General features: G+C 62.8%; 14 protein-coding genes. 5 read left to right on the forward strand and 9 right to left on the reverse strand.

Features of this window, described 5'->3' with window-relative positions:
- Positions 1 to 5 precede the first annotated feature (5 nt).
- Complete coding sequence (locus DEA8626_RS12770; protein ID WP_108853625.1) at positions 6 to 398, reverse strand: DM13 domain-containing protein; 393 nt, start codon at positions 396 to 398, stop codon at positions 6 to 8.
- Between the two features lie 180 nt (positions 399 to 578).
- On the opposite strand from DEA8626_RS12770, the gene hslU reads away from it, so the two are divergent.
- A complete protein-coding gene (gene hslU, locus DEA8626_RS12775; RefSeq protein WP_108853626.1) occupies positions 579 to 1883 on the forward strand; it encodes an ATP-dependent protease ATPase subunit HslU in 1305 nt (434 codons plus the stop codon).
- A 61-nt stretch (positions 1884 to 1944) separates the two neighbouring features.
- On the forward strand, positions 1945 to 3066 hold the full coding sequence (locus DEA8626_RS12780; RefSeq protein WP_108853627.1) for an alpha/beta hydrolase: 1122 nt from the start codon (positions 1945 to 1947) through the stop codon (positions 3064 to 3066).
- Positions 3067 to 3079: 13 nt separating this feature from the next.
- On the opposite strand, the gene DEA8626_RS12785 is transcribed toward DEA8626_RS12780, so the two are convergent.
- The 3 genes from DEA8626_RS12785 to DEA8626_RS12795 are packed head-to-tail and all read right to left on the reverse strand — an operon-like array spanning position 3080 to position 5225.
- On the reverse strand, positions 3080 to 3661 hold the full coding sequence (locus tag DEA8626_RS12785; RefSeq protein ID WP_108853628.1) for a Smr/MutS family protein: 582 nt from the start codon (positions 3659 to 3661) through the stop codon (positions 3080 to 3082).
- The gene (gene mltA / locus DEA8626_RS12790; protein WP_181366443.1) at positions 3658 to 4548 is read right to left on the reverse strand and encodes a murein transglycosylase A; all 891 of its coding nucleotides are present in this window, start codon (positions 4546 to 4548) and stop codon (positions 3658 to 3660) included. Before mltA ends, DEA8626_RS12785 begins: the two co-directional genes overlap by 4 nt.
- Before the next feature lie 20 nt (positions 4549 to 4568).
- Entirely contained in the window at positions 4569 to 5225 is a 657-nt protein-coding gene (locus tag DEA8626_RS12795; protein ID WP_108853630.1) for a Tim44/TimA family putative adaptor protein, read from the reverse strand.
- Between the two features lie 117 nt (positions 5226 to 5342).
- Here DEA8626_RS12795 and DEA8626_RS12800 point away from each other — a divergent pair, with 117 nt between their 5' ends.
- Genes DEA8626_RS12800 through idi form a run of 3 tightly spaced genes read left to right on the forward strand, consistent with a single transcriptional unit; the run spans position 5343 to position 6913 of the window.
- Positions 5343 to 5825, forward strand: a complete 483-nt coding sequence (locus DEA8626_RS12800; RefSeq protein ID WP_108853631.1) for an FxsA family protein — start codon at positions 5343 to 5345, stop codon at positions 5823 to 5825.
- Between the two features lie 57 nt (positions 5826 to 5882).
- On the forward strand, positions 5883 to 6386 hold the full coding sequence (secB, locus tag DEA8626_RS12805) for a protein-export chaperone SecB (RefSeq protein WP_108853632.1): 504 nt from the start codon (positions 5883 to 5885) through the stop codon (positions 6384 to 6386).
- A gap of 2 nt (positions 6387 to 6388) precedes the next feature.
- Positions 6389 to 6913 (forward strand): isopentenyl-diphosphate Delta-isomerase, encoded by a 525-nt coding sequence (gene idi, locus DEA8626_RS12810; protein WP_108853633.1) that lies wholly within the window; start codon positions 6389 to 6391, stop codon positions 6911 to 6913.
- 2 nt (positions 6914 to 6915) lie between these two features.
- On the opposite strand, the gene DEA8626_RS12815 is transcribed toward idi, so the two are convergent.
- Genes DEA8626_RS12815 through DEA8626_RS12835 form a run of 5 tightly spaced genes read right to left on the reverse strand, consistent with a single transcriptional unit; the run spans position 6916 to position 11516 of the window.
- On the reverse strand, positions 6916 to 7218 hold the full coding sequence (locus DEA8626_RS12815; protein ID WP_108853634.1) for a DUF4387 family protein: 303 nt from the start codon (positions 7216 to 7218) through the stop codon (positions 6916 to 6918).
- Positions 7211 to 8575, reverse strand: a complete 1365-nt coding sequence (locus tag DEA8626_RS12820) for an acyclic terpene utilization AtuA family protein (RefSeq protein WP_108853635.1) — start codon at positions 8573 to 8575, stop codon at positions 7211 to 7213. Before DEA8626_RS12820 ends, DEA8626_RS12815 begins: the two co-directional genes overlap by 8 nt.
- On the reverse strand, positions 8575 to 10095 hold the full coding sequence (locus DEA8626_RS12825; RefSeq protein ID WP_108853636.1) for a tripartite tricarboxylate transporter permease: 1521 nt from the start codon (positions 10093 to 10095) through the stop codon (positions 8575 to 8577). The genes DEA8626_RS12820 and DEA8626_RS12825 overlap by 1 nt, the downstream gene beginning before the upstream one ends.
- 12 nt (positions 10096 to 10107) lie before the next feature.
- Positions 10108 to 10551 (reverse strand): tripartite tricarboxylate transporter TctB family protein, encoded by a 444-nt coding sequence (locus DEA8626_RS12830; protein WP_108853637.1) that lies wholly within the window; start codon positions 10549 to 10551, stop codon positions 10108 to 10110.
- Positions 10548 to 11516 carry a Bug family tripartite tricarboxylate transporter substrate binding protein gene (locus DEA8626_RS12835; protein ID WP_108853638.1) on the reverse strand — a complete coding sequence of 323 codons (969 nt, stop codon included), beginning with the start codon at positions 11514 to 11516 and terminating at the stop codon, positions 10548 to 10550. The genes DEA8626_RS12830 and DEA8626_RS12835 overlap by 4 nt, the downstream gene beginning before the upstream one ends.
- Between the last annotated feature and the right edge of the window lie 293 nt (positions 11517 to 11809).

The raw sequence follows: 11809 nt of genomic DNA on the forward strand, positions 1-11809 counted from the left end.
AGGGGTCACTGCAGCTTGGCGATACCGAGCGGCACGTCGGCAGCTGCGCACCAGATATAGACCTCGTTGTAGTTCGACACGTCGATACTCGCCGGAATCTCGTAGCGCTGCGCCCCTGTCAGCGAGGCCAGAGGTCCGAGCTGAGTTTCGGGATCATAGCCATCCTTGCCCAGCGCAACTCTCGGATCGGGCCCGTTGTTTAGCGAGAAGTCCTCGCCCAGTTCGACGAAGTACGTGCCGCCGTCTTCGACAATCGTCGCGGCGCCCGAGGTGACGTGATTGCTCGCCCCTTCGAACATGCCGGAGCTGATGGTCACGCCTTGTGCGGCAGCAATTCCGAGACTTGCAACAAGACTCAATGCCGCGATGGACACCAACATCGTACGCTTGGAAATCATCGGTCTCTCCTTTTCGGCCCAGTGGGTTCGAGTCCTATGACTCCGGGAATAGCGGTTGCATAGTGGATTACCGCCATATCTCGCACAGGTGACGGGGCGTGAAAAAACGTGGGGCGATACATTGCCTTTCGCCCGCCCATGACTAGGTTCCCGGGGACACCGATCAAGTAACAGGCTCACATGACCAATCTGACTCCACGCGAGATCGTCTCGGAACTCGACCGCTTCATCATCGCTCAGAAGGACGCCAAGCGAGCCGTCGCCGTTGCGCTGCGCAACCGCTGGCGCCGCAAGCAGTTGGCGGACGATCTGCGAGAGGAGGTCTATCCGAAGAACATCCTGATGATCGGGCCCACGGGCGTCGGCAAGACGGAGATTTCCAGGCGGCTCGCCAAGCTTGCAAAGGCGCCGTTCATCAAGGTCGAGGCGACGAAGTTCACCGAGGTCGGTTATGTCGGGCGCGATGTTGAGCAGATCGTCCGCGACCTGGCCGACGCCGCGATGATTGAAACGCGCGAGCGGATGCGCGAAGAGGTTAAGGCGCGGGCCGAGCAGGCCGCCGAGGACCGGGTTATCGAGGCGATCGCGGGGGCGGATGCCCGCGAGCAAACGCGCGAGATGTTCCGCACACGGCTTAAGAAGGGCGATCTCGATAGCACCGTGATCGAACTCGAGGTGGCCGAGGCCATGCCGCAATTGCCGATGTTCGAGCTTCCCGGACAACAGGGCGGGGCGGGAATGATGAATTTGGGCGACATCTTCGGCAAGGCGTTCGGCGGGCGGCGCGCGCGCAAGAAAATGACGGTGGCCGAAAGCTATGAGGTGCTGGTCTCCGAAGAGGCCGACAAGCTTCTGGACGATGAGGCCGTCAAGGCCGCGGCTTTGGATGCGGTGCAGGAAAACGGCATCGTCTTCATCGACGAGATCGACAAGGTCTGCGCCCGCGCTGATGCCCGCGGCGCCGATGTCAGCCGCGAGGGCGTGCAACGCGACCTTCTCCCCTTGATCGAGGGCACGACGGTCAGCACGAAATATGGGCCGGTGAAGACCGACCATATCCTGTTCATCGCGTCGGGTGCATTTCACATTGCCAAACCGTCGGACCTTTTGCCCGAGCTTCAGGGCCGCCTTCCGATTCGCGTCGAGCTGAGGGCGCTGACCGAGGAGGATTTCGTCCGCATCCTGACCGAGACCGACAATGCGCTGACGCGGCAGTATTCCGCGCTCATGGCAACTGAGAAGGTCACCGTCAATTTCTCGGACGACGGGATCGCCGCGCTTGCGAACTTCGCGGCCGAGGTGAACCGCAGCGTCGAGAATATCGGGGCGCGACGACTTTACACGGTGATGGAGCGCGTATTTGAAGAATTGTCCTTTGCGGCTCCGGACCGATCCGGCGACGAAGTGATGATCGACGCCGCTTTCGTCGAGAAAAACATCGGAGACCTGGCGCGGTCGACCGATCTCAGCCGCTACGTTCTCTGACCCTCTGGCGAGGCGACCAAAGCCGGGCTATCACGGACGGGAAATAGTCACGGGCGAGGCGGTGCAGCGGACTGTCGCAATCCTGTTTCTTTGTGTCACGCTCGCGGCCTGCACGCCGCGGGGCGCAATCGTCATCATGCCAGACTCGGCTAAAATCGGCGTAACAGAGCCAGTTTACATCGGCACGACCCGTGCAGCCGACCCCGAGACCGGAGAGCTGTTCAGCGGCAAGCGCAACCAATCAACCCGCTTCGCGCGCCTCGACGTGACGATTCCGCCAGAGCGCGAGCCCGGTGAGATCAAATGGCCGCGAAAGAACCGCCCGCCCGATCCCGGGACCGAATTCCTCACCTCGCGCGAGGTTCTTTATCGGAACGCGCCCGCATTTCGCGCCGATCTCGCAGATGCGCTTGGGCGGCAGCGGCGCGGCCGACGCGAGGCGATTGTCTTCGTTCATGGCTTCAACAACACTTTCGCGGAAGGCGCCTATAGGCTCGCCCAGCTTGGACATGACATCGGTATCGATGGTGCGCTGATTCACTATTCCTGGCCCTCGATCGCCCACCCGCTCGGCTATGCCTACGATCGCGACAGTGCACTTTTTGCCCGCGACGGGCTCGAGCATCTGATTCACGAGGTCATAGCGGCCGGCGCTGATCGCGTAATCCTGGTTGCCCACTCGATGGGTTCGGCGCTGACGATGGAGGCGCTGCGTCAGATCGCGATTGAAGACGATCACAAGCGATTGGATCGGATCGCGGCCGTTGTGCTGATGTCGCCCGATCTCGACGTCGACGTGTTCCGGGCCCAGGCGCTTCGGATCGGAGAGTTGCCGCAGCCATTTCTCATTTTCACATCGCGAAAGGACCGTGCGCTAGCGCTTTCGGCGCGCCTGACGGGCCAGCGCAATCGGCTGGGAAATGTCGCCGATGTGACCGAGGTCGCGGATCTGAATGTTACGCTTCTCGACACGACGGCCTTTTCGACCGGTGCGGGCCATTTCGACGCAGGCAACTCTCGCGCGCTCATATCGATCCTGGGCAGCATGCGTGACGTGGACGCGGCCCTTGCGGGCGATCAGACTGGGCGGACGGGTTTGCTTCCGGGCGCGGTGCTGACGGTTCAAAGCGCAACCGGGGTCGTGTTGTCGCCAGTCGCGACGCTGTCGGGCGCGATGAACTAACTCCAGGCGCGGATCAGCGCGCGCGTCGGAGATAGACGTAGAATGCGCCCGCACCGCCGTGTTTCTGATGAGCGGGAAGGACCTGTAACGCGACACCACCGAGTGGCGGCTGTGCCAGCCAATGCGGCACCTGATGGCGCAGAATACCGATGCGTTCCGGGATCGGGCCGGGGTCGGCGCCGCGCCGGCCCTTGCCGGTGATGACCAGAACCAACCGCTTACCGTGGGCCTGCGCGGACAGGACAAACCGGATGAGTTCCGGATGCGCTTCGGCCAGCGTCATACCGTGCAGATCGAGCCGTGCTTCCGGGCGCAACTTGCCCCGGATCAGCGCGGTGTGGAGGCGTCGATCCATGCGGAGGGGCATGGCCGCAGATTGGTTCAACTGCGGCAACGCATCTCTGATCGCTGTCAGTGGCCGCACCGTCGTGCTGGCCCGGAAATCTGGGTGCGGCAGGCCAGATCGTATCTGCTTCGCCGGTGCACCATCGGAAGACGCGGTCGGAGCGACCGGGCGGATCGGGCGGGCCGTAGCCGCCACCCGGCCCCAGAGCTCCTGCTCTTCGGGGCTTAGACCACGCGGCCGGCGCGTCATCTGAGGGTCCTTTCGGCATCTTGGCGCGGCAGGAATGTGAACATTCTGCCTGAGTCGCGCATCGATCCAGCCAGATCGCTCGCATCGCTGCCTGTGCCGCAGAAGAGGTCGGCACGCCCGCTTCCCTTGATCGCGCTGCCAGTATCCTGGGCGACCGTGAGCCGACCACCCGCCTCGGTTTCAAGCCAAACCGGCGCGCCGAGCGGGACATAGGCGGGATCCACGGCAATGCTCCGCCCCGCTGAGACGGACCGCCCCAGCGTACCGATTGGTCCCGAATTCGCCGGCAGGTCGCGTTTGCGGAAAAAAACAAACGACGGATTGTGACGCAGAAGTGCGGGCACTTGGTCGGGATGGCGTTCGCACCAGTCGCGGATCGCACCGATCGAAATATCGGTCTCGGCGATGGCTTCGCGCCGGACAAGCTCCTCCCCGATGGAACGGTAGGCATGACCGTTCGCTCCGGCATAGCCGAACCGGCATCCGCGCACGCCGGGAAGGCGGACGCGAACGGAGCCCTGGACCTGTGCGAAGAAGGCATCAAGCGCGCTCGCGAGCCAGACGAGTTCGCGGCCAGCTAGCAGGCCGCCCTCCTCGATCTCGGCGCGGCTATACCAGGGTTTGCCATCCGGCAGATCCGCCGGCGCGGCGTAAAGCGGGTAGCGAAACGGTCCCTCCGGGCGCGACCTGGCATCAAGTTCGGGCTCGAAGTAGCCGGTGACCAGCGCCGGCACCGGGCTGGCCAAATGAAAGTTCCGTTCGAAGAAGCGCCGTGCGGAGTCGCCATCGGGCCTTGGCCAGCCGTCTGGAAGCAAGTCGGCAGTGGAGGCATAAGCGGAAAGCGCCGCTTCGTGATCGTCGTCGGACCATCCGCTGAGCCGGAGCATCTCCGGCCAAGGTCCCGACATCACTCGCCGGTGGCGACGAGCTGCCAATTGGGATCGTCGGACCCCATCTTGCGCGCGAAGGTCCAGGTGTCGCGCTGCCGGCGCACCTCCTTTGCGTCGCCTTCGACAATCTCGCCTGCCGCGTTGCGCGCCGACGAAATCAGTTCGCTCGCGAAGCGCACGGCGACCTCGCCTTCGCTCGTTTCGGGGTCGAACTCGGCATCGTGCAGAGTCACCTCGCGAATACCGAGAAACTCGGCCTTGACCGTGAGGCCGCGAGAAGCACGCGCAGCCACTACGTCGGCCAGAGTGTCGTACACGTCCTCGGACATGAACGGCTTCACCCTCTCAAGGTCGCCCTTTTCGAAGGCCATCAGGATCATCTCGTAAGCACCCCGCGCACCGCCGAGGAACTCCGAAACGGAAAAGCTCGGCTCCGCCTGCTTCATCGCCGCGAGTGCCTGCGCAGCGTCAGAGCCTTCGGGCACGTGGTCGGTGATGTCCCGGTCGGGCCCACCCTCGATCACTTCGAACCGGTCCCGGCGCCCCTGCGACCCGGGCGCGGGCAGCGGCGGTTTTTCGAAACCCTCGCGCGTCCCAAGAACGCTGCGCAACCGCAGGATCAGGAAAATCGCGATCCCGGCGAGAACCAATAGCTGGATGACGGAACTGTTCATATGCGCGCGGCCTCTTGCGCCGCGATCTCCGGCGGCAGGGTTGGAAACTTTGGCGTCATCCACTTATGTAAGTCACGGGTGGGGTCAAGTCCACCGCACGACCTGAAAGGAAATGGCATGTGGCTACTGATTGCGTTCATCGCCGTACCGATGATCGAAATCGGCCTTTTCATAAAAGTGGGCGGCCTGATTGGGCTGTGGCCCACACTCGCCATCGTACTCGCCACGGCGATTGCGGGCAGTTGGCTGGTCCGGATGCAGGGCTCTGCGGCGCTTTCGCGTCTTCGAAGTTCGTTAAACGAGCTTCGCGATCCGACAGAGCCGATCGCCCATGGAGCGATGATCCTTTTTGCCGGCGCGTTGCTGCTGACCCCGGGGTTCTTCACAGACACGGTTGGGCTTCTGCTCCTCGTGCCTGGAGTGCGCGCGGCGGTATTGCGATGGCTTGCCGCGCGGATCGAAGTTCAGCGGTTCACAGTCGGAGGCGCGCCGCCCCGGCGCGAGCCCCATCGCCCTGACATTATCGACGGCGAATTTCAGGAAATCGAGCCGGAAGCAGAAAGCCTTCCTAGAAATCCGTCCGGCTGGACACGCCATTGAGGCGGGCGGACCAAGGTGATACACCGCCGGGCAACGAATACCTTGGGAGAGACCGAGATGGCCGAGGAAGGCAACGGTGCAGCGCAGGGCCAGGCGCCGCAAATCAAGATGCAGGTTCTGGGGCAGTTCATCCGTGATCTGTCCTTCGAAAATGTCGTAGCTCAAAAGGGCGTTTCCAACGCCGACGTGCAGCCTGATATCCAGGTTCAGGTCAGCCTTGATGCGCGAAAGCGCTCGGTCGACCATCAGTACGAGGTGGTGAGCAAGTTCAAGGTCACCTCGAACAACAAAGCCGACAAGACACCTCTGTTTCTGCTCGAGCTTGACTACGGTTCGATCTTCCATGTCGAGGGCGTACCGGAGGATCAGCTTCATCCCTTCCTGCTTATCGAATGCCCGCGCATGGTCTTCCCGTTCGTCCGTCGAATCATTTCCGACGTGACCCGCGACGGAGGGTTCCCGGCGCTGAACATCGATACGGTCGATTTCGTGCAGCTCTACCGTCAGGAAATGGCGCGTCGTACGGCCGCTCAGGAAAAGCCGGCCGAACAGCCTTCGTGACGATGGATGCCCTCATCCCGGCTTGGGTCGATGGACGGCTCAGGCCGTACGACAAGATTGCCGTGCATGTCGAAGGCTTGCGGCACAAGGCCGTTTCGGTTTTCGTCCTCAGTGGCGATCATGTCCTGATCCAGCGCCGATCGCTCGGCAAGTATCACACGCCGGGACTTTGGGCGAATACCTGCTGCACGCACCCGCATTGGGACGAGGCGCCCGATGCATGCGCGGTGCGGCGGCTGCGCGAGGAGCTCGGCATCGAAAGCCTCAACCCGATTTTTGCGGATCAGATCGAGTACCGCGCCGATGTCGGCGGCGGGATGATTGAACACGAGGTCGTCGATGTCTTCGTCGCAAAGGCGTCTCGTGATCTCGCCTGGTCACCGAACCCCGCGGAAGTGATGGACGTGCGATGGATCGGTCTGGCCGAGCTTCTTGACGAGGTGAAGGAACACGCAAATCGCTTCACGCCCTGGCTGCGCATCTATCTTGACCGGCATCGTGACCGCATCTTCGGCGCGGCCGCCTGACCTCAATTTATCTCCAGCTCTTCGAGAAGAACTGCCCAAGCAGCACCGTGCATGTCGCGATCCGAACGCATCCCCTGCACCGCTGGTCGCGGGAATGAGAACTTGACGACGTTGAGCGCGGCAATGTCGAAACGTTTCAACTGTGCTTCATCGGCCCGAAAGACTGAGGCTACGCGCGCCGTACCCAAGCCTGCCGTTATCCGCTCGAACGCCGCCTTGCTCCCGCAGAAAATGTCGATCGTCAGCCAGAACGGACCGGCGTTCTTTGACCGTATCTTCGCGGCGATCTGGCCTAGCTCAGCCATGGCCGACTTTATCGGTGACAAGACGAAATGCAGCCATGGGGTCATCTAACGCGAGCACGTGATTCAGGCAGAATTCGTAGATTGCGCCACGGTTCATCTCCGCGGGTGAAAACGGAAAGGCGAAGGTCGGCATCGGTTCGTCATCGGTCAGCGCGTAGTGCAGAAGGTAGGGGTTGAGGATCTTGCCGATCTCGCTCGCCTGCACTTCGGTCGGTGCGGTCGCAATGGCCAAAACGCCGACTTCGCGAGGATCTGCGCCGGGCGTCTCCAGCGGGCCGAGCGTGGCGTCCACACCGATCAGCCGCAACTCGATATCGAAGTCGCTCTCGGCGAGGCCCATCCGCGAGATCACGTCCGAGCGCGACCGCGCCTCGACCTCCGCCGCCCAGCCGCGCGCGTTAGCGACGTAGCGGCGATCGCGCAGCAGAGTCAGCGATATGCACTGGTATCCAGCTATCCGCGCGCCTTCCAGCTTCACCGTGTAAGGCCCCGGCCGCCAGATCGACCCCTCGACGCGCACGCGCCGATCGTCGAGAGCAATGTAGCTTGCCGCAGTGACATCAAGCACGCCGCCCGGTTCACAAAGCATGAACGGATCGGTATTCTCGTAAAGCATGTGCGCGGACACGGTATAGGGCGTGCCTCGAGCGGCCTCACCCATCGGAGTAAGTGTAAATCCTGCTTCGTCGAAATCGACCAGGATCGTGCCCGACGCCGGGTTGGTCGTTGCGATCGCGCCGCATTCCCCGACCTTCGCGCCATGCCAGGCCGCTCCGAGATTGCACCCCCGGGAAATTGGCAGCGCGGCGATGATTGCCGTGTCTGTCGTGCGCCCGGCGATTACTATGTCCGCCCCCGTTGCGAGAGCGGCGGTTATCTGTTCGGCGCCGGCTAGCGCCACGATATTGGTACACGCGCGGATCGTATCTGTCCCGATTTGCGGCGCGGCGGGGAGTGGGGATATTCGACCTGCCTCGAACGAAGTCGCAATATCCTCGGGATTCTGACTTGAGTAGAGCCTTGCAGCTATCAGCTTCTGGCCGAGTTCCGCCGCGACTTCGCATGTGATGTCATAGAGCCAGTCGACGGTCGCGTCGGCGCCGCAAGTGCCTGCGGTTCCGATCACCAGAGGAACTCCTGCTGCCGCCCGCGCCTCCATCAACTCTCGCCATTCAGCCTTGGTTGTCGTCCGCGAATACTTCGACAGGCCACGCCCGAGATAGGCCGGACCGCTATCGGTCGATCCTCCATCAACCGCGATGATGTCAGGCCGCGCCGCAACGCCACGCGCTAGCGCATCGCGGTCGTACCCGAGGCCCAGCGCCCCGGTGGGAATCAGAACCCGCGCGTGCGCCATCAGTCGGTCACTTTGTCTGCATCGCGGACAGTCGGCCTCCTCAGAAGACCGCGCAGGAACATCGGCGCGACAAAGCCGGCGGCGGCAAAGATCCAGAGCCCGATCGAGATGGGCGAAGCGAAAAGATAGGTCCAGTCGCCGCCCGACAGAGTCATGGCATGACGCAGGTTGTTCTCCATCTGATAGCCGAGAAGAATCCCCAGGATTACCGGAACGGTCGGGATGTCCATCTTGCGGAAGGCATAGCCCATGACGCCGAATAGAATCATCAGGACGAGATCGAAATAGCTCCCCGAAAGCGAGTAAATCCCGACGAACGAGATCATGGTGACCCCGGGCAGTAGAACCGCCGGCGGCACCATCAGGACCTTCACGAAGACCCTGACGAGCGGCACGTTCATAAGGAGAAGAACGAAGTTCGCGATGAGAAGCGCCGCGATCAGGCCCCAGACTACCTCGGGCCGGTCGGCGAAAAGCGTCGGCCCCGGCGTGATGTTAAGCGTCATGAGAACGGCAAGCAGCACCGCCGTCGTGCCGGAACCGGGCACGCCGAGCGTCAGCATCGGCACGAGCGCACCACCTGCCGCTGCGTTGTTGCCCGCCTCCGGCGCGGCGACCCCCTTGGCAACCCCTGTGCCGAATCCGCCCTTGTCGCCCGCGATCCCCTTTTCCATCATGTAGGTAAGGAAGGACCCAAGCGAGGCGCCAGCGCCGGGCAGGACGCCTGCGATAAATCCGACGGCCGACGACCTAAGCATCGTCCAGCGGGTAGACCACATCTCGGCCCAGGGCACGACGACCTTGCCCAGCCTCACGCCCACGGCGCTGTCCTTGCCGTGCGACTCGATGAAGAAGAAAACCTCGGACACCGCGAACAGCCCAACGATGGCGACTAGGAAGTCGATCCCGTCGCTCAGATGAAGATTTCCGCCGGTGAAGCGGGTGAAGCCCGAATTGTTGTCGAGGCCGACCAGCGCGATGGCCAAGCCGATGAACGAGGCGAGCGCCGCCTTGGCCTGGTTCCTCGACGCCATGCCGCCGAGCGTGGCGAAGGCCAATGTGTAGAGCGCGAAGTACTCAGCTGGCCCAAACTTATAGGCGATCCGGGCGAGGTAGGGTGCGACCAGCGCCAGCGCAATGGTGGCGAGCAGGGCGCCGACGAAGGAGGCGACGCCGGAAATCACAAGTGCCTCACCCGCGCGGCCCTGCTTGGCCATCGGATATCCGTCGAGTGTCGTCATCATCGCCGGTTCGTCGCCGGGGATGTTGAGCAGGATCGAGCTGATCCGCCCGCCATACATCGCGCCGTAATAGACCGAGGTCAGAAGGACGAGCGCCGCAGTGGCATCGAGGCCCATCGTGAATGTGATCGGGATGAGAATCGCGACCCCGTTCGACGGCCCGAGGCCCGGCAGCGCGCCGATGATTGTGCCGAGGAAGCAGCCGATCACAGCAAGCATCAGAGTGTAGGGCGAGAGCGCGATCGAGAAGCCGAGCGCGAGATTCCCGAGAATGTCCATGCCGAGAGCCCCTCAGCCCATGAGTTCGCGCGGAAAGGCAAACAGACTTAGCCCCAGCGCATATTTGAAGACTACGAACAGCCCGACCGATAGCCCGACGCCCACGAGCGCTGCGGCGACCGGCCTGGGCGTGATCTGATAGCTCAGTACTCCGGCGGCGATAGCCGTGGGCACGATAAAGCCCATCGGTTTCAGCGCATAGGCGTAGCCAACGAGAATGATGGTCGCAAAAGCTAGGGCCAAGATCGTGGACATCGGGGGCCAGTCCGGCTCCTCATCCGGGCGCAGCACCATGAAGCCCGCGCAGATCAGCGCTCCAACGCCGACGATAATCGGAAATGCTTTAGGCCCGAGCCTGTCGAACATGCTGCCCGCGGGAAGGTTGTAGGCGCTCGCGATATACGCGAGCGCCGCAAGGATCACGACCACACCGAAGACGCGGTCTGTACGGATCACTGGATCACACCAATTTCGCGGCTGAGTTCCTCGGTCTGGGCAACCACATCATTGATCCAGTTCTGGAAATCGGCGCCGACCTTGGTGAAGGGCGCGAGGCCGTTGTCGGCCATAGCCTGCTGCCACTCGTCGCTGTCCGCCACGGCCTGAAGTCGGTCCGCCCACTTCTGGAAGTCTTCGTCGGAGATGCCTCCGGGCACGTAAAGACCCCGCCAGTTCACGGCAACCACATCATAGCCCTGTTCCTTGGCCGTCGGGATGTCGTCAAAGCCCGGTACGCGCTCTTCGGTCAAAACCGCCAGTGCGCGAACCTCGCCCGATTGCAGGAAGCCGACGATCTCCGACATGTCGCCGGTCATCGCCTGGGTGAAGCCGCCGACTGTCTGGGTGATCGCATCCGCGCCGCCATCGACGCCGATATATTTCACCGCTGTAATGTCGTCGAAGCCCCCGGCCTTGAGCACTTGCAGCGGTTTCATGTGGTCGAAACCGCCTGCCGCTGAACCACCCGCGAAGGCAACGGAGGACGGATCGGCCTTGATCGCTTCCACAAGGTCGGCGAGCGTCTGGAAGGGGCTGTCGGCCGCAACCACGATGACGCCCGGATCGGCACCGATCGCGCCAACGAAGCGGACCTGATCAGCCGTCGCGTCGCCATAAGCCTTCTGCGCCAGACGGGTCGTGGTCGCCGATGAGGCCGCGACGATCAGCTCGGGATCCTTGCTGCGTTCGGCAACAACTGTCGAGAAGGCCAGGCCGCCGCCTGCGCCCGCCATATTCGTGACCTGGACGGGCTGATCGACCTGGCCAATGTCATAGAGAATTTTGCCGATCTGGCGACAGGTGAAGTCCCAGCCTCCGCCGGGATTGGCGGGTGCGATGCATTCGGCTGCTGAAACCGACGATGCCGCCGACATGCCGATCGCCACGCCAACGCCCAGCGCTTTGAGAAGCGTGATTTTCATGGTGTCCTCCCGATACTTTTCTTTCTTTAGCGGCGGGCACGCCGACGGTCGCCGTGCCGATCCGTTCGCGCAGCATACGAATCCTGCCGAGGCTGGCAAGAACTCCTCGTCGTACGGTCCCGCCATCACCGCGTACACGGGGTCCGGAACTTTTCGGCCGGGATCGAAGTTATCTACACGCGGCGCTCGCCTAGCGACCGCCGAATTGCGCGCACATCACGTCGTAGTGTCGCTTCGGCTGAAAGGTGCGCGCAATCGCATGTGACACTGGCAATCGCCCGGGATTGCTGCAA

The organism is Defluviimonas aquaemixtae, from assembly GCF_900302475.1.
Taxonomy (GTDB): domain Bacteria; phylum Pseudomonadota; class Alphaproteobacteria; order Rhodobacterales; family Rhodobacteraceae; genus Albidovulum; species Albidovulum aquaemixtae.